The sequence below is a fragment of the Thiorhodovibrio winogradskyi genome, from assembly GCF_036208045.1.
GTDB classification, from domain to species: Bacteria; Pseudomonadota; Gammaproteobacteria; order Chromatiales; family Chromatiaceae; genus Thiorhodovibrio; species Thiorhodovibrio winogradskyi.
In genome coordinates this window covers 4,286,629-4,306,976 of sequence record NZ_CP121472.1, presented here as the reverse complement: position 1 = coordinate 4,306,976, position 20,348 = coordinate 4,286,629, and the positions used below count along the sequence as shown (strand labels likewise).

The window sequence follows — 20,348 nt, the reverse complement described above, 5'->3', positions numbered from 1 at the left end:
GCGCGGATCACACCTTAAACCGCCCGACACGCTGCAGCTGATCGGCCGCGAGCTGCGCCAGTTCGACCGCGGCATTGTTGATCTGGCTGGAGCCGTTGGCGATCTGTTCCATGGCCTGGGCGCCATTGACCAGATTACGGTCCACTTCCTCGGCCACGGCACTTTGTTCCTCGGTGGCACTGGCGATCTGCATGTTCATATCGCGGATGCGGGTCACTGCCTCGGCGATACTGGTCAGTGCTTGACGCGCACTCTCGGCCATCTCGGCATTCTTGTCCACCCGCGTACTCGCCTGCTCCATGGCGCGGACGGCCTGGCTGCTGCCGTCCTGCAGGCGCTCAATCATGGTCTGGATCTCTGTGGTGGAGTCCTGGGTACGACTGGCCAGGGTGCGCACCTCGCCGGCCACCACCGCGAAGCCGCGTCCCTGATCGCCGGCGCGCGCCGCCTCGATGGCGGCATTGAGCGCGAGCAGGTTGGTCTGATCGGCAATGCCGCGAATCACATCCAAAACCTGACCGATGTTCTCGGCATCCTGCGACAAGCGCCCGACTGCCGCGGCCGTGGTTTGAATCTGCTCGGCGGTGGTCTGGATGAGTTTGGCGGCCTCACTCATGACACTCTGGCCCTGCTGGGTTTCCTGATCCGCCGCGCGTGCCGCCTCGGCGGCATCGGCGGCATTCCGGGCCACCTCGGCGACCGTGGCGGTCATTTCGTTCATGGCCGTGGCGACCTGATCGGATTCCGACTGCTGGCGCCCGATCTGGTCGCTGGTGGCGCCGCTGGTTGCGGTCAGCTGCTCGGCCGCGGCGGCTACCCGCTCGCTGGCGGTCATCGCCTCGGCCACCAAATCGCGAACACGACGCTGGAAACGGTTGAAAGCCGTGGCCAAATCCGCCAGTTCATCGCGTCCGGTCTCGGGCAGATTTTGGGTCAGGTCACCCTCGCCATCGGCAATCTCGCGCATGGTCTCGGTCGCCGCGCGCACCCGACGCACAATGGTCCGTGCCAGCCAGGACATGCCCATCATCGCGATGAGAACGGCGATGACGGACACCAGCACCATAAAGGTCGCCGATTTTCTGGTCTGGGCCGCCGCCGCCTCGGCCAGGGTCAGCGCCTTGGCCACCGGCACCTTGATCTGCACCGCCCATGGCATACCGGTGTGGCCAAAATCAATGGGCGCCAGGGTGAAGATTTCCTCATTGCCGGCGGCAGAGACGGATTGCACCTGCATGCTCTCACCACGCTCAATGGCCTGGCGCACCTTGTCGCCTTCATCGTGCAGCTCGGCGACATTGCGACCAACGAACTCAGGATGTGCGCTGCTCGCGATCAGGGTGCCATCGTTCGCGATCACCGCCACACTCGACTCGCCATCAAACAATCCTTGCGCGACACGCTCGACCTGGGCCTGCAAGTCAGCGAGGGGGTAGTCAATGCCGGCGATGCCGCGAAACAGGCCGTCAAACATCACCGGTGCAACCAGGGAGGTGGTCATCAGCTTGCGCCCACGCACCTCGGCGAGGCGCGGGTTGATAATGGCCTCGCGCCCGCTGCTCTTCGGAAGCTGATAATAGTCGCCAGCGCCCGGCTGCTCATGATCGGCCAGGGCCTCGAGTACCAGGGCGCCCTCGGCATCACGGGTCCAGTTCGAAATGAAGCGCCCACTGGCATCCGTGCCTGGGGTGTTGGCCTGTTTGGCATCCTGGCGGTCGAAGGCATCCGGCTCCCAGGCGGTATAGACGCTGACGAAATCCGGGTTCTCCTGCAGCACGGCCTTGAGGATTTGGTTGATGTCATCGCGCGAGTAGAAAGCGACGCGATCAGCCCAGAGTCCGGAGCCGATGATCCAGTCCCAATCCGCAATCCGCCGCCCGTAGGAGAGCTTGGGCTTGGGCTCGCTGCTGCCGGGCAGCGGCCAGCGATAATGCACATAGCCCTCGCCTTCGTCGGCGACCTGCTGTTCAAGCGCGACGAACAGATTCTGGTCGCGGCCCATGGCATTTTCGTATTTGGGGCTGTCGAGAATTTGCCCATCCAGCTCGGTGGCGATGGGATGCATCAGCATGCGCGGAATTGGCTTGGTTCTGTCCTGCACCCAGAGATAATTGCCATTGTCATAGCGCAGGGTACCGATCACCCGCAGCGCCTCGGCCTGTGCCTGCTCACGCGTCATGCTGCCATCGCGCTCGGCGGCGAGATAGGGCGCGATCAGCGATTCGGCCAGATCGGCGGCCATTTCCATCCGGCGGAAGCGCTTGCGCAGGCGCTCCCAATCGGCGGCGGTAAGCTTTTCGTCATCCGGACGCGCGGCGGAGACGAAGGCCTGGGCCAGGGTGCGCGCGGCATTGAGTGGCACCTCCAGCGCCGCCTTGATGCTCGCGGCCTCGCTGCTCGCGACATTGCGCGCTAGATCGCGCGCCGCCCGCAGGCCGGATTCGCGCTGGACGTCGGCCATCTGCTGCATGCGCATGACCGCGTAGCCAGTGATGACCAGGCCCAGAATCACCATGGCAACGCCGGACCAGAAAGCGATGCGAAATCCGATGGAATGGCGATTCAACATGGGTACTCTCGTCTCTTTAACTCAGGTTGGTTGTTCGGGATCAGGCATCTGAGCCCCAGTTTTTGCGCCCGGAGGCTACAACAGTTGACAAAAAATCGTCAACAAAACCCAAACGCTCTGGATCAATGAGCATCGCACAAATTGCCATGACCGGAAGGCCGGGATTCGCGATAATAGCCAACGGCTGACCCGCACGCCCGATTGATGCGAATATGATCGGTACCATCCCCGCAGGCCCGGCATTACCAACCCAAATTAGTGCCGGTCCCATCCATCATGAGGAGCTGTATGAACATCGACGACCTGGAAGATTATGTCACCAACCTGGCGGAACTTGTCGGCTTCGATCTTGAGGCCGGCACCTGGACGCAGGAGCCAACCGCACTGCAGCAGGTCAAGCCCGGACTACCCATTGCCCTGTCGCGGCTCTTTCTGGCAGTGCGCTGCGCCAACCCCTCGGGCACCACCAGTCAAGGTTCATAGCCCCGTCTTCATCAGAAGATGAAACAGCTGTTGTCTGGCAAGGCCAGCCACACCCAGTCAACCATCACATTGGTGCTTGACCGGATGGGCTGAACATGGCATTCTATCGCGTCAATTTGGCTACGTAGCTCAGTTGGTTAGAGCGCGGCACTCATAATGCCGATGTCGCTAGTTCGAATCTAGCCGTAGCCACCAGAAATTACATCGCACAATCAGCCGCTTCAGAGCGGCTTTTTTGTGCCTGGTCTTTGCGTCCGTTAACCGGTGCTCAACTTTCAGGAATGCGCAACACTTGGCCGACGCGGATGCGGTCATCGCGAAGCTGGTTGAGCGAACGCAGCGATGGCAGGCTGACCTGATAATCGCGGGCGATATCGAGCAGAGTATCGCCATGCTCGATCACATGTCGGACGGAGCGGGCACCGCTGCTGTTTTGCATCGCAAACAGTGTTTGCGGCAGTGGATTGGCCGCGAAGTAGCGCTTGACACCGTTCAAAATGGCTTCCGCGACCCGCTGCTGAAAGGCCGGATCGCGCAGGCGCTTTTCTTCCTGGGGATTGGAAATAAAAGCTGTTTCCACCAGCATGGATGGAATATCCGGCGCTTTCAGGACCGCAAAGCCGGCGGACTGAATGCGACTTTGATGCATTTTGCCGAGTTGCCCCAGTTCCTCCAACACCGGCTTGGCCGCCAGCAAACTATGCTCCATGGTCATGTTTTGAGTCATGTTCATCAGCACGCCGGCGACTTCTTCATTGCTCTTGCCAAGGTCGATGCCGGCGAGCAGATCGACTTCGTTCTCACGCGCGGCCAGCCATTGCGCGGCCTCACTACTCGCGCCAAGCTCGGACAAAGTAAAGACCGAAGAGCCGCGTACCTTTCGATCATGAAAGGCATCCGCATGAATGGAAACGAACAGATCCGCACGATGCTTGCGGGCAATGCGAATGCGATCACGCAAAATCACAAAGCGGTCGCTGTCGCGGATCAGGGCCGCGCGCATCCCGGCCTGCTGATCCACCAGATGGGCGAGCTTCCGCGCAATGGAAAGGGTCACGTCCTTCTCCCGAGTACCGAGGACGCCAATGGCACCAGGATCCTTGCCTCCGTGACCCGCATCGATGGCGATCACCACATCGCGCGCTTTAAATGAGCGCTGCTGCACCGAGGGATGCCCGGATAGATCACGCGCGGCCGCTGACAACGCCTCCTGGCGGGCTTCTTGCTGTGGCTTGGGGGTGAGATCGACCACCAATCGATGCCCATAACGTCCGTCTGGTTGCAGACAGAAGCTTTTGACCCGCACCTTGCGCTTGAGGTCGAGAACAATTCTGGTGCTCTTGCCGGCACGCTCGCCGCTGCGGATGCGAGTCAGCAGTGGATTGCCCGCGTCAGGCTGGCGCAACTCGCCACCAAGGCCAGTGCCCGCCAGGTCGAGCACCAGACGATCCGGAGAGTCGAGCGAGAAGATATTGTGCTCGACCACCGGTCCGGAGGTATCGAACACTAAACGGGTCATCTCTTCCTGGCTGGATAGACGCGCACCCAGAATCTCGACCCCAGCGAGGGCGCTTGAGGTCAAGGTCAGCAGAGTGATGAGCAAGACGGCGATGAGACGGATAGTTTCCATCGTGCCCCCCCGCGGGAAGCCTCGGACTTCAAAGGTCACAAGATGTTAGACGTTAATGTCTCAAAGCATAGCAAGTGATAGCAAAATTGTCTATTTTTTCTGATATTTGCCAGTGTTTTCTCTAAGCAGTATAAAGTCTTGCGCACGCATCGCATGCCCAGAAGATGGCGTGCGCCTAGACATTGGTCGGCGCCAGCACCCGCGTCGCCTCGCCTGCGACCTGCCGCCAATCGCCGCGACCGCGAAAACTCACCGAGCGCCCCGGCGGCCGCGATGCGATGCGAAGGCTGAAATCCGGTGGTGGCAGCACTCCGGCTCCGCGCTCGGGCCATTCGATCAACAACAGGCCGCCGTCGCCGAGCAGCTCCTGCCAGCCAAGATAGTCAAGCTCCTCGGGGTCGGCCAAGCGATAGAGGTCGAGATGAAAAATGCGCCTGGGCGTTGATTCGATCCTGATTTCGTAGGGCTCGATCAAGGTATAGGTCGGGCTGCGCACCGCGCCCTCAACACCATAGGCGCGCAGCAAACCACGCACCAGGGTGGTTTTGCCGGCTCCGAGCTCGCCGTGCAGAAACACCAGCGCCCCCTTGGGTGCCGGCATGGCCTTTTCCAGCCCCTTCCCCAGCCCCGTCCCCAGCCAGGGCGACAACAGCGGCGCCAAGCCTTGACCCAGGCGCAGCATGGCTGACTCATCCGGGATGGAAATCTCTGTCATCGCCTTGACTCCCCAGTCTTCTGCCGCCGCCATTGTCGGCGCAGGGCGGCGATGAGATCGGACGCTAGCAGGCCGCGTTCCCCCTTGCGCGCGGCCCAGTCCGCCGCCGCCGCATGCAGACAGACACCGGCACTGGCGGCCTGTTCCAGATCGAGCCCCTGGGCCAGCAGGGCGCCGATGATACCCGTGAGTGCATCGCCCATGCCGCCGCTGGCCATGCCGGGATTGCCCTGGCTGCACAGCGCTGGCCCTGGTTGTCCGGAGCTGGTGATCAGGGTGCCCGCGCCTTTTAAGACCACTGTGCCGCCATAGCCTTGCTGCAATTGAGTAGCGGCCGCGAATCGGTCCTGGGCGATGTCGGCTGTCGTGCAGGCAAGCAGGCGCGCGGCCTCGCCTGGGTGAGGCGTCAGTATCCAGTTGTCACGCCGCCCGGGTTGCTCGGCAAGCAGATTGAGCGCATCGGCATCCAGCACCAGCGGACGCGGCCCGCTTTGCTCGGCTTGCAGCACATGCTCAAACAGTGCCCGTCCCCAGGGATCGCGCCCCAGGCCCGGCCCGAGCGCGACGACCGTCGCCTGCTCAAGCAGGGGGGCGAGCTGATCAGGCGTGGAGATCGCCGCGACCATCAGCTCCGGGCGGGTCAGGTTAAGCAGCGCGGCATGCTCGGGATGGGTCGCCACCCGGACAAGACCGGCGCCGGTGCGCAGCGCGGCCTCGCCGCACAGGCGCGCGGCGCCACTCATGCCGGGGGCGCCGCCGACGACCAGCACATGACCACAGTGGCCTTTGTGCGCGCTGCGCGGCCGGGGTGGAATGCGTGACGCCTCCTTGGGCCAATCGGTGCGGCGCGCGGCGGCGACCGTGCTGGCGTAGACCGCCGCCGGAACCTCAAGCGCGTCGAAGCGAACATCACCCACACAATCAGGCCCATCGCCGGTGAACAGGCCCTGTTTCAACCCAATAAAGCTCAGGGTCAGGGTGGCGTGGATGGCATCACCCAGGATCTGGCCCGTGTCAGCGCTGAGACCCGAGGGAATGTCCACCGCCAGAACGGGCGCGCGGCTTTGATTGACGCGCCTGATCGCGGCGGCCATGTCGCCTGTCACCGCGCGCGTTAGCCCAGTGCCCAGCAGTGCATCCAGGATCAGATCGCTGGCATCTGGCCATGCGGGCCAGGTCGCGACCCGGCCGCCAGCCTCGGCATAAGCAGCCGCCGCCGTTGCCGCCGCGCCGCTCAGCCGGCTGTGATCGCCAAGCCGTACCAAGCGCACCTGGCGCCCGGCTCTGTGCGCCAGGCGTGCCACCACATAGCCATCACCGCCGTTGTTCCCTGGGCCGGCCAGGATGGTCAGACGCCCAGCTTGGGGCCAGCGGTCTTGGATCAGCCGCCACAGGGCAGTGCCGGCGCGTTCCATCAGGGTTTCGCCGGGGATGCCGAAGCGCTCGATGGCGCAGGCATCGAGCATGCGTACCTGTCCAGCCCGATAGAGCGCGTAGGGCAGACGGTCGGTGCAGGGCATCAAGCGCGCCATGATGCTTGCCTTGGCCAGTGCCGCAGCCCTGGCGGATTCCTGGCCTGCGTCAGGTTATGTGACTCTTGAGCAGGTACGGACTGACAGGCCAAATATTTAGGCGCGTCTTCCAGGGAACTGACTCGACACTCTTGTCCAGAGGTTGCCATGGATTCACCTCTTTACTGGTCAAAATTGGGTTGACCTCAGTATGATCCCAACAACCAAGACTGCAAAGCCTGGACAGTACTAGCTTAAACACGCAAACATTGAACACAAAAATCGTGGTCAGCGGGCTTTTCAATACCGATAATCCTGTTATGCAAACTTGAGTCCTCTCCGATAAAGTCCCCGGACCGTCCGACCGAGAGCCGAGGGTTTTGGGGGCTTCACGGTGGAATGGCTTTTCGGAGGGAACTCAAAGCTGACGCTCAATGACCAGATGTGAGTCCAACTCCTGCACGCCCGGCATGTACTTGGCCAGGCTTTCGGCGACATTTCGCTCGGCCACTGAGGTGACGGAACCGCTCAGGATGACTTGGCCATTTTCAACCGCCATGTCGATGGCGCGTGCGTTCACTCGGGTGTCCGATGTCATCAGAAGGTGTAGACGGGCTTGTATCCAGGCATCCTCGACCTTCTCGGCCTCGGCGCGCCTTTGGGCTTCGCGTTCCTTGGGGATGAGTGCCGGGTCGACGCTAATATAGTTGAAGACCTCATCGACGCCCAGAGTGCTGACGGCCATGGCCGCCAGCCGATCCTTGGTGGAGGCGGCACCGACCTGTCCGTGCAGGCGCGCCATGCCTTTGTCAACCTCGACGCTGACATCCAGCGGGCTATTGCGGGTTTGCCAGCGCAAGCGCTGGCGCAGCCGCGCTGCCGTGGTGCGATCACTGACGTCATCAATCAGTGTGCCAGAGTCTTCCGGTATGGCGGCGTCCCGGTCGAGCGCATCGACAATCTTGGTGTCATCCTTGGCCATCAATTCCGCCAGCTCGCGTGCCAGGTCGGCCTCGATGGCGTTGGCCACGGCGCCTTCCAGCCGCCATTTGTTGGGGAAAGGGATGACGCGAATCTCATACCCGTCGAGCAAAGGGTTAATCCGCATCAGCATTTGTGCCTGAGCGGCGCGGACATCGGGTGCTTCGGCGCTTGTGGCGGTGGCGACGAGCAAAGCTAGGAGGACAACGCCGGCCAGCGTCTGTATGAGCAAATGCCGGCGTCGATGAACACTTGAGAGAATCATAAACAGCTCACGAAAAGCATCATGGAAGGGCCTCGGGAGCAAGGATCGCGTGACTGGCAACCTGGGTTCAATTGGTGATCTAGGTTCAGTCAGCGATCCGGGCTTTCTTGGCAACAGGAATTGAGCTGATCACGGCGCGACGCCGCGCCGCGACCAGTGCTATCATTGGCGATTGGCGCGATTAACGCATTTCGTTGACGGCTTCCTTCACCCGTTCGGCCAGCACCGGGTCATAACGCATGCCAGAGGCAATGTCGTTGTAGTCGGCGATGGAAATGCCGCTGTCTTCGACCGCCTTGACCATGGCTTCCTGTGTCTCGCGCTGCATGCTCTGGGCCGCCTCGGTGGATTTGGCGCTGGACATCTCCTCGGTCAGCTCCTGATTAAGCTGCTGCACCTCCTGAAAGGCCTCGGCAAAGGTCTCCAGGGTCGCGTCGTCGACCTCGACTTGCTCCATGCTTTGAGACGAATAGCTGCCCTGGGGCTGTCCGCCGGACGGTTGGCCGCCAGACGCGGCGCCGCCGCCCATGGATTGCGCTTGCACTAGACCCGCGGTCAGCAGGCCGGCGGCAAGCAGGGCGGTTTTGGTCAGTGCGTGGGTGTTGCTTAAAGTCATCATAAGACCTCCTTTGGGTCAGTTTGGTGAATGGCACCCTGCAATAATCAGAGACCGTGCCAAACATCCGCGAAAGGATATTTTTTGCTTTTATTTTAATTACATAGGATATAATTCACAACCACCTCGGCGCAACCCGCAGGGGCTAAAGGTGGGTCAATTCGCTACATGGCGCATTCTGCTACGGGTCATCCGAAGTCGCCTCGCCCAGCTTCCGATACAGCGTCTTGCGCCCAATACCGAGGATGCGCGCGGCACGCTGTTTGTTGCCGCCGGTCCAGTCGAGTACCGCGCGGATGTGACCGGCTTCCACCTCGGCCAGCGTCGGCCAGTCATCATCGCTGCTCCCGGTTTTCGGCTGATCCGGTGCCGGCGCGGCCGCGCGCACCCGCTCGGGCAGATCCTCAAGCGTGATGCGCGCGCCCGCGGCCAGGGTGACCACCCGCTCGACCAGGCTGGCCAGCTCACGCACATTGCCTGGATAGGCATAGGTCAGGAGCGCGCGCCAGGCCTCGGGCGCGAACACGGGCGCGGCGCCGGCGCTAGCGTGCAAACCGAGAAAATGCCGCAATAGATGGGCGATGTCCTCGCCGCGCTCGCGTAGCGGTGGCACATGCAGGCGAAAGGTCTCGAGCCGATAGAACAGATCCTGGCGCAGTTCGCCGGCGGCGATGCGCGCGCTCGGATCCTGGTGGGTGGCGGCGAGGATGCGCACATCGGCGGGGATCTCCTGGTTGGCGCCGACCGGTCGCACCTGACCATCTTGCAGCAGGCGCAGCAGCTTGGTCTGCATGGCCGGAGGCATCTCGGCGATCTCATCGAGAAACAGGGTGCCGCCATCGGCCTCCAGAAACAGACCACGGCGGGCCGCGCGCGCGCCGCTGAAGGCGCCGGCGGCATGGCCGAGCAACTCGGATTCGAGCAGCGTCTCGGGAATGCCGGCGCAGTTCAGCGCCACGAAAGGCCGGTCACGGCGCGGGCTCTCGGCGTGCAGCGCGCGCGCGACCAGGTCCTTGCCGGTGCCGGACTCGCCGGTGATGAGCACGCTGCTGTCGGAGGGGGCGATGCGCCGGATCAGCTCGAACAGCTTGATCATTGCCGGACTCTTGCCGAGCATGCCGTGGAAGTCGGTCGCCGCCAGCAGTTCGCGGTAGCGCGCCACTTCCACCTGCAACTGGCGTGTCTCCAGCACCCGCGCCAGCGCCAGGCGCAGATGCTCGAGATCCAGGGGTTTGGTGAGAAAATCATCCGCCCCGGCCTTGAGCGCGGCGACCGCCTGATCGATGGTGCCAAAGCCGGTCACCATGATGAATCCCGGTTGGGGGCGACAGGCGCGGCTGGCCCGCAACACCGCCAGCCCATCGGCGCCGGGCAGGCGCAGATCGCACAGCACCAGGTCGAAGGTGTCAGCTTCCAGCGCGGCGCGCGCGGCCTCGGCATCGGCCACCCCCAGGGTGCGATAGCCGGCATCCGCCAGCTCCTCGATCAGCAGTTGCCGATAGCCCGGATCATCCTCGACCACCAGGACTCGGGCGGCTTGGTGCTTTTCTCGGGTGTCGGTATCGGTGTTGGTATCCGCGGTTGTCATCATTACCCCCAAGAGGCGCCGCCCCCTGGGTCGCCTTTGCTAGATTCATCCTGCCCGGCCTGCCCGCATCGATCAGCCAGGACCGCCGCTGGTAATTCAACCCGAAAGCAGGCTCCGCCCAGGACGTCGTGATCTGGGTCGCCATCCGGATCGACCTCGGATTCGACATCCAGGGACAGGCTGCCATCATGCTCGGCGATGGCCGCGCGCGCCACCGCCAGTCCAAGGCCGGTCCCTCGCCCGACCGCCTTGGTGGTGAAAAAGGGCTCGAACAAGCGCTCGCGCGCCGATTCCGCAATCCCCGGCCCATCGTCACTGACCCACAGCCGCAGCCACGCATTGGCTACCTCGGCGCGGATGAGCACCCGGGAACGGGCCGCGTCCAGGGCATTATCGAGCAGATTGCCCAGTGCCTGCTCCAGGCGCAAGGGATCGGCCACTAGGCGCTGCGCGGCCAGCGCCAGCGGCAGCCGCACTGCGACGCTGACCGCCTGCCGTCGGGCCGCCTGGGTGGAGCGCGCCACCACGCCCTCCATCAGTGAACCCAGTACCAGGGTGCGCCGTTGCAGCGGATTGCGGCGGGCGAAATCCAGCAGCTCGCGCACAATGCGGGAGATGCGCTCGAGTTCCTCTCGCTGCGCGATGAGTTCAGCGCGCGCCGGCGCCGCCTCCGGCAATCCGCGCAAGGCGCGCTGCGCACGCCCGGCGACACTGCCGAGCGGCGTGCCCAGCTCATGCGCCAAACCGGCCGCCAAACGACCCACGGCGGCGAGCTTCTCGGACTGGCGCAACTCGCGCTCCAGCCGCGCCTCGCGTTCGCGCTGGTCGCGCAGATGTCGCTCGGAGGCCTCCCAACGCGCGATCATGGCGTTAATGCCAACCCCAAGCTGCTTGATTTCGGTTGGCCCCTGGCGCGGCACCCGCAGGCCACTCTGGCCGGTACCGATCGGGGCCATGGCGGCGGTCAGCGCGCGCACATGGCGCCCCACGGCGCGGTGGTGCCCGACCAGCACGATGACCACGAACAGCGTGGCCACCAGCACCAGGCCGGTCCCGCCGATCCAGCGCAGCCGCGTCAGATAGGCCTGAAAACCGCTGAGATCGCGCGTGACTTGCAGCAGACCGACCGCGCCACCGGCAGCATCGGACAGCGGCAGATAGAAGGAAAACACCGCGCGCCCACGGCGCTCGTCCACGCTGCCCTGAGTGCCTTCCGCCGTCAGCGCGCGCGCATCGCGGCGGCGTTCGAGCAGCGGACTGCGCGGCCCGCTAGTGGCGACCTGCTCGCCCGCGCGGTCATACACATAGGCCCCGAACACCTGGTCGATCTGGAACACCGAATCCAGCGCCTCCTGCACCGCCGCCGTGTCGCCGCGCACCATGGCGGCGGCAATGGGCAGGCGGATGGAGCGGGCGATCAACTCGATGTCGTCCTGCAAGCGCCGATGCATCTGCTGCTCCAGCTCACGCAGGCCGAGCAGGCCAAGCCCGACCAGCAACCCCAGCAGGGGTAGCAGGACGAAAATCAGCACCGCGTTTCTGAGCGATTGGATCGGTTTCATGTCCCGGTTCGACAGCAGCGCGCCATTCAGATATCCAGACCCAGATAACGCCCGGTACCTACGAAGAAGAGTATCAACAGCATGATAAACAAGATGTTAGAGAATAGGGGTCAGATTCTCATTAAAGTCCTTTTCGCTGGAAATCAATACGAACCTGACCTGTTTGACAATGAGTGTCCACGATCACCCTATTATTGAGGGGGTACCGCCACTGAAAGAACAGCGTCACTAACCGGGCAAAATAATTGACGCTGACCGGACAAGATTATTGACATTGGATAATCTCGGCGCGCTGGTCGTCGCTGAGATCGGCGTATTGCTCAAGCTGGTTCTTGAGCTTCTGCACCTCCTTGTAGCGCTTGATGAACTCGGCGCGCGACATCGCCCTTAAGGTTGGCGAGCTCTGAGGGGGTGTAGCGCAGGCCGTGGCTTTCCATGAAGGTCTCGAGCTGCGTGACGGCCGCGTCGAGCTGTTCGATGACCTTGGGGGCGGGTTCGACCAGCCAGATTTCGCGCGAGCGGCGGGTGTCTTCGCCTTCGAGCCGCGCGATGGCTTCATTGACGGCTTTCTCCTGGGCGCGGAAGTCGAGAATCTGCCCTTGGGATCAAGATGTTGGTATAGCACCCGGTTGGTGCTGGAGAAGGCTTGAATCAGGCCGTGCTGCTAGAGGTTCTGATCGACATAGAGGGTGTTGAGGTATTTGGAGTCGAAGCCGGTCAGGAGTATATCGACGACGATGGTCAGGTCGATTTTGTGGCGGTCTGGTCGTGGTTGCTCTGTTGGCGGCTTGAGGGCGATCAACTCCGGGCCGAGCCGGTTGGGCGGAAGTGAAATCGGCTTCGGCTTTAGTCACTCATTGGGCAATTGCCTTGGGTAGATTCCGTGTATGAAAATGAAAACGACCCCGACCCCATTGATGCTTTGCGTTCGTTAATCTCGGAGCGCAAGACCTGCAACAACGCGGTTTGCGCGGAGCAACAGAGAGTCTGTCATCTGCTCCACCGTTCACCCGCTGGAGGTTAGGGGAAAACCTGTAAACCCTAAATTCAAGACTGAGTACAGTTATTAAAGTTTAGCGACAAATGCAATCCGCTGCCAGCAATTCCAAATATCGTTATCTAGCGCCCGATTTTTGGCCCGTTTATCTACACTAGATGAAACACCTGAATTTGGAATTGCTGGGTTTATGCTGCTCGGCAAGATATCCTGACATTGGCGCGTGCGGACACGTCATTCTTTCCCAAAAGTCGCCCTGTCGCGGCCTGAACCTCTTAGGGAATGCTCTCCCGCAGATCGTGGCGTTTGAGTTGATGGGCAAAGTCCGAAGACTTCGTCCGACGCGCGACCTTCTTCTCCACCGAGCGCGAAGCCCAATCCCAGACCTGATTAGTGAGCTTCCTCAGCTAAGCGAGTTTCCCGACGCCAGCCTGAAAAAAGTCGCACACTGAGTTACCTCTCCTCACGTCAGGACCAGTCGCATGCCGATCAATCGCGTTCAATTCCAACCCGGGCTGTCATTACCGGCCTTTCTCGCGAAATTCGGCACTGAAGCGCAGTGCGAGTGCGCCCTGGAGCAGGCCCGTTGGCCCGAAGGGTTCCGGTGTCCTGAGTGCGGCCATGCGCACGCTTATGTTCTCCAAGGCGGCACCCACAAGCTCTTTCAATGCCAGGCTTGTCGGAAGCAAACCTCGCTGATCGCAGGCACCCTGTTTCAAAGCACCCATTTGGCGCTGACGGTTTGGTTCCTGGCGATCTATTTGATCAGCCAGGCCAAGACCGGACTTTCCTCCTTGGCCCTGAAGCGCAAACTCGGTGTCAGTTATCGGACTGCCTGGTTGATCCAGCACAAGCTCATGCAGGCACGGAGCGAACGCGACAGCGCCTATTCCCTTGATGGCGCTGTTCAGGTCGATGATGTCTACCTTGGCGGAGAGCTGACGGGTGGCAAGGCCGGACGCGGCTCGGAGAACAAAGTGCCGTTCGTCGCGGCGGTCTCGCTGACCCCAGAGGGGCATCCGCTCTTCGCGAAAATGACCCCGGTGCCCGGGTTTACCCGCAAGGCCATTGCCAACTGGGCGGCGAGCGATTTGACCCCTGGCTGCCTGGTGACATCCGATGGGTTGGCCTGTTTTCATGGCGTCACCGATGCCGGCTGTCTGCACCATGCCATTGTGGTTGGCGGCCTCAAGCCCAAGGATCTACCGGAATTCAATTGGATCAACACCATTCTGGGTAATCTCAAGACCAGCTTTGGCGGTGCCTATCACGCCTTTGATTTTGCCAAGTACGGTGCCCGTTATCTTGGCACCTTCGCTTATCGTTTTAATCGCCGTTTCCATCTCGACACTATTCACAACCGCCTGCTCATCGCCGCGGCCACAATCGGAGCACGATCAGAGCAGTGGCTTCGGGGTGCTGAGGCATTTCACTAATCAGGTTTGTTCTTACCTTTTCGGGTGGTTTGGAACGAAGTACTCAATCATCACTCCCACTCCACCATCTTCATCCCCAAGGTCTTTGCGTTCTCAGACACCGCCCGTTTGGTCGCCTCGCCGGCACCATCGGGGAACTCAGCTGAGATCTCCAGCACCACGCGGACGCTGGCGTTGGGGTCGGTGCAGAGTTGGCTGATCACTTCCTCGGCGAGCTGCACCAGGTGCATTTTGGCGCTGGCGGCGGGGATGTCGGCGGAGCCATGGAAATGCCGGGGGGCAACCGGCTTGGTTGGCGCTGGGTCGCCTGGCGTTGGTGTGACGGGGATGGTGACACCGCCGGCCGGGTTGTTAGGATCGTCGCGAATGCCTGGCTCGTCTCTGCCGCCGGGCCGGCCGGTGTCGCCACCCGGTGGGAGCGGCAAGCCGGGTTGCTGCAAGGTCGCGGCATAGGCGGCGGCTGCACCAGGCTCGATCAGCAGCAGGCTGTCATCGATGACTGGGTCGCAGTGGCCGAAGCAGAAGCCCTCGAAGCCCCCATCGGCTTTCACGCCATAGGCAAAACCAAAGAAATCCTTGCTGCTTGCACCGGCGGTGATGGCCTGGGCGAAGACGGCGTGGTTTTTCAGGCGCGGCAGGTAGAAGTAGCGCAGGCTGTCTTCAAAGAACTGGCCGGCGCGGGTGCTGGTGTCGCCAGCGCGCCAGTACAGGCGTTTCAGGTCATCGCGCAGATGGATGGGTGACCAGGTTTCGATGATTAGCTCGTTTTCCTGGCAGATGCGCGCGATCTCCTTGCCGATGGCGGCGCTGCTGGTCGGGACCGGAAAGGCCTCGATCTCGGGCTCGGGGGCGGTGGGGTTTTCCTGCAGCGGGCCGAGTAGCCATTTGTAGCATTCGCGCGCGGTGCTCGGCAGGACATCCTGGGCGCTTTTCAGCGCGGTTTCGGCTTCGCGCTGTTGCAGCAGGTCGATGTTGAGCCGGCCTTCCTTGATGTCGGCGACGATGGAACCCCAGGCCAGCACAGTGCGCGCGGCTTCTTTCAGCCGGCTGAGCGGGCCGTGATCGGGGGCGAGGAACAGCAGTCGATTGGCCCTATAGCGCGGCTTGTCGCCATGCTGTTTTAGATAGGTGCGCACCGCCTCGCGCGCCGGGCGGCCCTCATCGCGCGCGGTCCAGTGCTCGGGGCCGAGCACTACCAGGCGCAGGGCGCTGTCGTCGGGCACATCGGCATGCGGGGTGAAAATGTGCAGCCCGTCGAAGGGCGCCGGCTGGGCCAGCAGCGTTTTCAGGGTGCCGGCCAGGGTCTCGCGCACCTCGGTGTTGTCATCAAAGCGCCGTTTGCGGTCTTCCATCTCCCGGCGCAAGTTCGCGCGGGTGTCGAACCAATAGCGGGTCTCGGCGGCAGCCGGGTCGCCGGTGGTGCGCAGGTAGCGCGCCTGGTCGATGACGCGCCCGAGGGCATCACTGTAAATCGACGCGGCTTGCCCTGGTTGCAGGCAGCCGAGCAGCAGACGCGCGCGATCCAGCCCACGGGTGGCATCCTTCTGCGCCACCGAGGCCGGGGCGCTGCCCAAGAACAGGGTGCGGGCGATGAGCCGAGCCGCGCCGAACTGGCCAAAGCGCGGCTCGTTGTGCTCGATGCGGGTGGCGGCTGCGCGTTCGCCGTCGATGTCGGTCTCGATCACCGCATCCCAGCCGGGCGGCAGGTAGTAGGTCAGCTCGTTGCGGCTGTGCGGGTCATCGAGTGGCAGGCTGCCGGGCAGGATCATCAGGTCGCGGGTGTCCTCGCTCCACAGCCGATAGATCACCTTGGCCATCAGCTTCAGCACCCCACGGGTGCGCTGAAAGCCGTCGATGGTGGTCCAGTCCTGAAACAGGCGGTCGAACACTTCCGGGTGGATGGGATAGGCTTGCAGCAGGCGCTCCAGGTAGCGATGCTCCTGGGTCTCGCCGGGCAGGCGCGCGCCCTCGGCGACATAGGCCTCGGCGAAGGCGCGACAGACCGCCGCGCGGGGGCTTCATCGCGCACCGGCTCGAACAGCCGCCGGCGCACGATCTCGAAGGCCTCGTCGGTGGCGACCGGCTTCCACAGCGCCTGCACGCGACCGAAGACATGCTCGAGCGCGCGCAAGGCCGCCGCGCCGCGCTGGCTGCCGGCCTCGATCTCGGACTCGGGCAGGGAGGCCAGCACCACCGCTGTCGGCACGCCCTTGACTGCTTCGGTCAGCGCCTGCACGAAGGACAGATTGCTATCGTAGGTGCCGCCGCTTAGGCGTGTGCCCTCGGGGAATTGGCGCAGATAGGCGACCAACTCGTCGATCAGGATCACGCAGGGCGCGGCGGCAGCGATCAGCTCGCGCAGCACCTCCTTGCCCGGCGAGGTGCCGCTGGCGTCGGCCTCGGCCAGGCGGGCGTAGCCTTCGGCGCCGCCGAGCTGCCAGGCCAGTTCGCCCCATAGGGTGTGAATATTCTGGGAACCGCGCGGCCACGGCTGACCGGGCGCATGGGCGGTGCCATCGATCACTGCCACTTGGGCTTGGGGCAGATCCACCACCCCGGCGCGGTCAAGCAGGCCGGGAATGCCGCTGAGGTCCGACAGCGGGCAGCGACGCCCGGCCAGATGGTAGACCGCCAGCATGGAGTGGGTTTTGCCCCCGCCGAAGGCCGTTTGCAGTTGAATCACCGGCTCGCCGCCACGCCCGATCAGGCGGGTGACCACCTGCATCAGCAGAATGGCCATGCCCTCGGTGATGAAGGTGCGGGCATAGAAAGCGCTGGCGTCTTGATATTCGCGATTGGCGCGGCCCTGATGCACGGCAGTGATGTCGGCGGCGAATTCCGCCTGCTGAAAGGTTCCCTCCAGCACATCACGGTGGGGGATGACGAGTTCTCTCCAGGGTTTCATGATGACGCCAGGCCTAAATGATGTCTGCTTCCGGAGGACGGTTTCAAGACAATGACTTGGTCGAGCTTACGTGCCGCCTTCTCGAACGAGATCAGTCGGCGCCCTTGCGCGTGCGCCTCGCCATGGATCAACCGATCCACGAATCCAGGATTGGCGGAGGCGAGATTCGGCAGTTGCAAGGCGGTTTTGGCGCCAGGAGTCACCTGGATACCAGGGGTGGCGATGAAAGCAGCCAGCGTCCGCAAGGCATCCTGCTTGCTCATCCGATAGAAGGATTGCAAAGCAAAATAAGCTTCGGCCAAGACAAGATCGCTCACCAGCACGCTGGCTCCAGCGGCACATCGCTCTTCAAGGAAGATTGACGCGCATTGGTAAAGTGGCTTGGGCTCCTGCACCAGCAAACGCAGCACCACCGAGGTATCCAAAGCCAATGCATCAGCGCTGATCACGAATGATCCTGCCCGTGCTCGACGCAGCGCTCAGCCTGCCAACCGCGCGCGATTGCCGCGCGAATCTCCGCCATATCATGGCTTTGGCCGGCCTTGATATAAGGACGCACGACATCAAGCCAGGCCCCCTGGTCGAAGCGCGTCCCCTGACCCGAGGGTGGCGGACTTGATGCTGGCCCTATGTGCGCGGGTGTTTCCCGTTCCGCCAGCGCCTGCTTGAGGAGATCAGCCACCAGCTCGGGCAGTGGGCGCGGATCATGCCGCTGCCACGCCAGCAAGCGCTCGGCATACGGATCATCAAGTTCGGTTTCGATGTGCATGGTAGCGATTCTTATCTTGGCTATTAAAAAAAGTAGAGCTGAAACTTTCGGAAGCGCGGTTACTTGACTCTGGGCTTATCAAGCATCGCAAATACCGTTTCCCGGTCGATCAAGTCGCTTTGCTGTCCTTGACGAATCGCATTAACAAGACCAATTTCCTCGTCGAGCTGGGGCTGGATTTTGGTTAGCCTACTACTCGTTGGATGTCCATAGGTGAATTTCACCCCAGTACTTTCTGAAAACGCTTGCACTCCGTGGTGACTGGCAGCCATCCGGCGAACCAAATCGTATTCCACCTCTTGCGCCTGTGCTTTTTGGACACGATATTTTTCATCCAATACTTCGTTAGTGATCATCTTTCGTCTCCTTAAATAACTCTAATGGGGTCGTGATTTCTGGCGTTGATAAATTCAGCCGAGCGTTAATCACTCGAATATGCTGGCGTTTATTCGCATTTGCCAGATGATTGCAATTCCAGGTCAAAAGAAAGTCAATCTTGTAAAAAGAAGCGTAGGCTAAATGCAGTGCATCGCCTTGTTGCACTCTTGGCATAAGGTAGTGGTCAAGGTAAACCTGGGCAATGTCCGCGATCAGCGGATTTGGTTCCAAAATTGGCACGCCGGCCATGAACTGTAAAACTTTTTCCTTGTTCGGATAATCGCCAGCAAGAATTTCATTAACGGTTTCCTCTGATGCCCAAATGTCATAACCAAATCTCTCTTCGTTCCACCAGCGCTGGGTAATATCAATATGGAGCGCAATGCTTTCCCGTTCATCGAACAGATAGCTGGGGACGGTGGTATCCAAATAAACCGCGGGTTTCATGTTCCAGAATTGTTCCTTTTCAGACTTGGTCAGTCTTAAGCGTAAAGTTCGCCCCCATCAGGCCGCCGGGCGCAAGTCCGCTAGACGACTGGTGGTCAACAGCCGAATGGGGATGCCGTCATCCGCCGCGCAGGCGTTTTCCTCCAGCATCTCTGGCACGCGGGTGCGCAGCAGCGTCATCATGGCCTCCAGGCTATCGGCCTCGCCCACCAGCCCCGGCACATTGCTGTCTTCGACATACCAAACCCCGGCTTCGGCATCCCACTCCACATGAATGTCGTACTGCATCGCAATGGCTCCTGATTACTCAAACAACCCCGCCTGCGTCATCTCCGGCTTGGCGCCAATGGCGGCTTCGATGGCATTCCAACTGGTGATGATCTCATTATAGGCGCGCGATTCCTCGGCGAGTCCTTCGCGCTCGCACAGGGTTTAGAGCCGATAGGCGAGCTGGCGGGTGGCGTCGGCCTTGTCGAGCGCGGCGGCGAGCAGCGCGGCGGCGGGGCGTTCGCCGTCGTGGCGCAGGCGCATGATGAGGCGATGCAGCAGATCCCAGACCGGCACGCGCTCGCCGCTCGGGAGGTCGTCGCCCTGGTAGTCGGCCCATTTCAGCAGCCGCACCACGCCGCCGGTGGCGAAGAGCACGCCGGTTTCGCGCACGCCTTCGACACTGGTGCCCATGGCGCGCGCCAGGGTGTCGGCCTCGCCGAACTTGCCCTCGCGCCAGCCGTGTTGCTCGAACCGGCGCAGGCAGAACTGGGTGTCGGCGTCGAAGTCGTCCTCGGCCAGGAAGCGGTTAATCAGTTGCAGCGCGGTGCGCACCCGCATCGGGGTGCCGTCGGCTTCCAGCACGGCGGCATAGTTGGAAAACACCGCCATGCCGGGGCCGATGATGGCTTGGGACAGATCGACTGGCGCGACCGGCGATTGCGCCTCGCCGGTGCCCTTGGTCATTTCATCCAGGGCTTGGGGCAGGACGCGGTTCAGCTCGCGTTGGAAGGCGCGGCGGGAGGAGGTCGGGGCGTCGGCGGGGCGCGGGCGGCAGACGAGGACGATGCTGGAGGCGAGGGCGTTCGATTTCTGGTTTCTCTTTCGATTCTCGCGTTCTGTTCGTATTGGCCATGTTCCATGCACGCAGAGACCACCATCGACGAGCGCCTCAAGAAATGTATCCCATCCCGTGTTGGTAATGCTCCCGACTTTAGCATTAATTTCCGATTGCTTGAATGCGTAGGAAATAGTCACGGGCAAGGCTTCGTGTGCAATTCCCGTAAACTTACGAATAGCGTTTGTCATCCCATTGATAAAAAAAGTTTCAGCTTGCTGTCTTCCACCATGGCGGTGTGGAGTAGCAACCAACTCCTCATTTTTTGGAACCGTTATTGTTGAAAATAGATCTGGAAATATGGTGCGCAACGAACGGCGGAGCCATACATAGAAAAAGTCAGATAAGTCCGCGTAACCAATATTATCATAATATGGTGGGTCGGTTGATA

General features: G+C 62.0%; 21 protein-coding genes and 1 tRNA gene. 4 read left to right on the top strand and 18 right to left on the bottom strand.

Going from position 1 to position 20,348, the window contains the following annotated elements:
* Positions 1 to 7: 7 nt before the first annotated feature.
* A complete protein-coding gene (locus Thiowin_RS19680; protein WP_328984657.1) occupies positions 8 to 2,569 on the bottom strand; it encodes a methyl-accepting chemotaxis protein in 2,562 nt (853 codons plus the stop codon).
* A gap of 288 nt (positions 2,570 to 2,857) precedes the next feature.
* Here Thiowin_RS19680 and Thiowin_RS19675 point away from each other — a divergent pair, with 288 nt between their 5' ends.
* The gene (locus Thiowin_RS19675) at positions 2,858 to 3,052 is read left to right on the top strand and encodes a hypothetical protein (protein ID WP_328984656.1); all 195 of its coding nucleotides are present in this window, start codon (positions 2,858 to 2,860) and stop codon (positions 3,050 to 3,052) included.
* Between the two features lie 118 nt (positions 3,053 to 3,170).
* Positions 3,171 to 3,247, top strand: a tRNA-Met gene (locus tag Thiowin_RS19670).
* A gap of 73 nt (positions 3,248 to 3,320) precedes the next feature.
* Here the strand turns inward: Thiowin_RS19670 and Thiowin_RS19665 are convergent.
* The 8 genes from Thiowin_RS19665 to Thiowin_RS19630 all read right to left on the bottom strand — a co-directional run bounded on the left by Thiowin_RS19665 (position 3,321) and on the right by Thiowin_RS19630 (position 12,302).
* Entirely contained in the window at positions 3,321 to 4,682 is a 1,362-nt protein-coding gene (locus tag Thiowin_RS19665) for an N-acetylmuramoyl-L-alanine amidase (protein WP_328984655.1), read from the bottom strand.
* A 175-nt stretch (positions 4,683 to 4,857) separates the two neighbouring features.
* Entirely contained in the window at positions 4,858 to 5,397 is a 540-nt protein-coding gene (tsaE, locus tag Thiowin_RS19660) for a tRNA (adenosine(37)-N6)-threonylcarbamoyltransferase complex ATPase subunit type 1 TsaE (RefSeq protein WP_408034108.1), read from the bottom strand.
* Positions 5,394 to 6,929: an NAD(P)H-hydrate dehydratase gene (locus Thiowin_RS19655; RefSeq protein WP_328984654.1), complete on the bottom strand. Its 1,536-nt coding sequence runs from the start codon at positions 6,927 to 6,929 to the stop codon at positions 5,394 to 5,396. The genes tsaE and Thiowin_RS19655 overlap by 4 nt, the downstream gene beginning before the upstream one ends.
* A 397-nt stretch (positions 6,930 to 7,326) precedes the next feature.
* The gene (locus Thiowin_RS19650; protein ID WP_328984653.1) at positions 7,327 to 8,154 is read right to left on the bottom strand and encodes a BON domain-containing protein; all 828 of its coding nucleotides are present in this window, start codon (positions 8,152 to 8,154) and stop codon (positions 7,327 to 7,329) included.
* 181 nt (positions 8,155 to 8,335) lie between these two features.
* Positions 8,336 to 8,773 (bottom strand): DUF4168 domain-containing protein, encoded by a 438-nt coding sequence (locus Thiowin_RS19645; protein ID WP_328984652.1) that lies wholly within the window; start codon positions 8,771 to 8,773, stop codon positions 8,336 to 8,338.
* A 178-nt stretch (positions 8,774 to 8,951) separates the two neighbouring features.
* Complete coding sequence (locus Thiowin_RS19640; protein ID WP_328988131.1) at positions 8,952 to 10,358, bottom strand: sigma-54-dependent transcriptional regulator; 1,407 nt, start codon at positions 10,356 to 10,358, stop codon at positions 8,952 to 8,954.
* A gap of 2 nt (positions 10,359 to 10,360) precedes the next feature.
* On the bottom strand, positions 10,361 to 11,920 hold the full coding sequence (locus Thiowin_RS19635) for an ATP-binding protein (RefSeq protein WP_328984651.1): 1,560 nt from the start codon (positions 11,918 to 11,920) through the stop codon (positions 10,361 to 10,363).
* A 265-nt stretch (positions 11,921 to 12,185) separates the two neighbouring features.
* Positions 12,186 to 12,302, bottom strand: a complete 117-nt coding sequence (locus tag Thiowin_RS19630) for a type I restriction endonuclease subunit R, EcoR124 family (protein WP_328984650.1) — start codon at positions 12,300 to 12,302, stop codon at positions 12,186 to 12,188.
* Between the two features lie 43 nt (positions 12,303 to 12,345).
* Between Thiowin_RS19630 and Thiowin_RS19625 the strand changes: the two genes are divergently transcribed.
* The gene (locus Thiowin_RS19625; protein ID WP_328984649.1) at positions 12,346 to 12,570 is read left to right on the top strand and encodes a hypothetical protein; all 225 of its coding nucleotides are present in this window, start codon (positions 12,346 to 12,348) and stop codon (positions 12,568 to 12,570) included.
* 14 nt (positions 12,571 to 12,584) lie between these two features.
* On the opposite strand, the gene Thiowin_RS25460 is transcribed toward Thiowin_RS19625, so the two are convergent.
* Complete coding sequence (locus Thiowin_RS25460) at positions 12,585 to 12,722, bottom strand: type I restriction enzyme subunit R domain-containing protein (RefSeq protein WP_408034107.1); 138 nt, start codon at positions 12,720 to 12,722, stop codon at positions 12,585 to 12,587.
* Positions 12,723 to 13,399: 677 nt separating this feature from the next.
* On the opposite strand from Thiowin_RS25460, the gene Thiowin_RS19615 reads away from it, so the two are divergent.
* Positions 13,400 to 14,353 (top strand): IS1595 family transposase, encoded by a 954-nt coding sequence (locus Thiowin_RS19615; RefSeq protein ID WP_328984646.1) that lies wholly within the window; start codon positions 13,400 to 13,402, stop codon positions 14,351 to 14,353.
* A gap of 50 nt (positions 14,354 to 14,403) precedes the next feature.
* Here Thiowin_RS19615 and Thiowin_RS19610 read toward each other — a convergent pair whose 3' ends face one another.
* From Thiowin_RS19610 to Thiowin_RS19575, 8 genes are all read right to left on the bottom strand, one after another.
* Complete coding sequence (locus Thiowin_RS19610; protein ID WP_328984645.1) at positions 14,404 to 16,242, bottom strand: hypothetical protein; 1,839 nt, start codon at positions 16,240 to 16,242, stop codon at positions 14,404 to 14,406.
* The gene (locus Thiowin_RS19605) at positions 16,176 to 17,258 is read right to left on the bottom strand and encodes a DUF499 domain-containing protein (RefSeq protein WP_328984644.1); all 1,083 of its coding nucleotides are present in this window, start codon (positions 17,256 to 17,258) and stop codon (positions 16,176 to 16,178) included. The genes Thiowin_RS19610 and Thiowin_RS19605 overlap by 67 nt, the downstream gene beginning before the upstream one ends.
* Complete coding sequence (locus Thiowin_RS19600) at positions 17,255 to 17,653, bottom strand: PIN domain-containing protein (protein WP_408034235.1); 399 nt, start codon at positions 17,651 to 17,653, stop codon at positions 17,255 to 17,257. The genes Thiowin_RS19605 and Thiowin_RS19600 overlap by 4 nt, the downstream gene beginning before the upstream one ends.
* A 50-nt stretch (positions 17,654 to 17,703) precedes the next feature.
* Complete coding sequence (locus Thiowin_RS19595) at positions 17,704 to 18,027, bottom strand: hypothetical protein (protein WP_328984643.1); 324 nt, start codon at positions 18,025 to 18,027, stop codon at positions 17,704 to 17,706.
* A 59-nt stretch (positions 18,028 to 18,086) separates the two neighbouring features.
* On the bottom strand, positions 18,087 to 18,383 hold the full coding sequence (locus Thiowin_RS19590) for a hypothetical protein (protein WP_328984642.1): 297 nt from the start codon (positions 18,381 to 18,383) through the stop codon (positions 18,087 to 18,089).
* The gene (locus Thiowin_RS19585) at positions 18,373 to 18,852 is read right to left on the bottom strand and encodes a type II toxin-antitoxin system VapC family toxin (protein ID WP_328984641.1); all 480 of its coding nucleotides are present in this window, start codon (positions 18,850 to 18,852) and stop codon (positions 18,373 to 18,375) included. The genes Thiowin_RS19590 and Thiowin_RS19585 overlap by 11 nt, the downstream gene beginning before the upstream one ends.
* 57 nt (positions 18,853 to 18,909) lie before the next feature.
* Positions 18,910 to 19,140, bottom strand: coding sequence for a DUF1902 domain-containing protein (locus Thiowin_RS19580; protein ID WP_328984640.1), 231 nt, complete (start codon positions 19,138 to 19,140; stop codon positions 18,910 to 18,912).
* 144 nt (positions 19,141 to 19,284) lie between these two features.
* Positions 19,285 to 20,097, bottom strand: a complete 813-nt coding sequence (locus Thiowin_RS19575; RefSeq protein WP_328984639.1) for a hypothetical protein — start codon at positions 20,095 to 20,097, stop codon at positions 19,285 to 19,287.
* Positions 20,098 to 20,348 lie beyond the last annotated feature (251 nt).

What these genes read in the sequence shown, in the direction of transcription:
- Thiowin_RS19680 (WP_328984657.1), bottom strand. Translation starts at nt 2,569, where the DNA reads ATGTTGAATCGCCATTCCATCGGATTTCGCATCGCTTTCTGGTCCGGC.
- Thiowin_RS19675 (WP_328984656.1), top strand. Translation starts at nt 2,858, where the DNA reads ATGAACATCGACGACCTGGAAGATTATGTCACCAACCTGGCGGAACTT.
- Thiowin_RS19665 (WP_328984655.1), bottom strand. Translation starts at nt 4,682, where the DNA reads ATGGAAACTATCCGTCTCATCGCCGTCTTGCTCATCACTCTGCTGACC.
- tsaE (WP_408034108.1), bottom strand. Translation starts at nt 5,397, where the DNA reads ATGACAGAGATTTCCATCCCGGATGAGTCAGCCATGCTGCGCCTGGGT.
- Thiowin_RS19655 (WP_328984654.1), bottom strand. Translation starts at nt 6,929, where the DNA reads ATGGCGCGCTTGATGCCCTGCACCGACCGTCTGCCCTACGCGCTCTAT.
- Thiowin_RS19650 (WP_328984653.1), bottom strand. Translation starts at nt 8,154, where the DNA reads ATGATTCTCTCAAGTGTTCATCGACGCCGGCATTTGCTCATACAGACG.
- Thiowin_RS19645 (WP_328984652.1), bottom strand. Translation starts at nt 8,773, where the DNA reads ATGATGACTTTAAGCAACACCCACGCACTGACCAAAACCGCCCTGCTT.
- Thiowin_RS19640 (WP_328988131.1), bottom strand. Translation starts at nt 10,358, where the DNA reads ATGACAACCGCGGATACCAACACCGATACCGACACCCGAGAAAAGCAC.
- Thiowin_RS19635 (WP_328984651.1), bottom strand. Translation starts at nt 11,920, where the DNA reads ATGAAACCGATCCAATCGCTCAGAAACGCGGTGCTGATTTTCGTCCTG.
- Thiowin_RS19630 (WP_328984650.1), bottom strand. Translation starts at nt 12,302, where the DNA reads ATGTCGCGCGCCGAGTTCATCAAGCGCTACAAGGAGGTGCAGAAGCTC.
- Thiowin_RS19615 (WP_328984646.1), top strand. Translation starts at nt 13,400, where the DNA reads ATGCCGATCAATCGCGTTCAATTCCAACCCGGGCTGTCATTACCGGCC.
- Thiowin_RS19605 (WP_328984644.1), bottom strand. Translation starts at nt 17,258, where the DNA reads ATGAAACCCTGGAGAGAACTCGTCATCCCCCACCGTGATGTGCTGGAG.
- Thiowin_RS19595 (WP_328984643.1), bottom strand. Translation starts at nt 18,027, where the DNA reads ATGCACATCGAAACCGAACTTGATGATCCGTATGCCGAGCGCTTGCTG.
- Thiowin_RS19590 (WP_328984642.1), bottom strand. Translation starts at nt 18,383, where the DNA reads ATGATCACTAACGAAGTATTGGATGAAAAATATCGTGTCCAAAAAGCA.
- Thiowin_RS19585 (WP_328984641.1), bottom strand. Translation starts at nt 18,852, where the DNA reads ATGAAACCCGCGGTTTATTTGGATACCACCGTCCCCAGCTATCTGTTC.
- Thiowin_RS19580 (WP_328984640.1), bottom strand. Translation starts at nt 19,140, where the DNA reads ATGCAGTACGACATTCATGTGGAGTGGGATGCCGAAGCCGGGGTTTGG.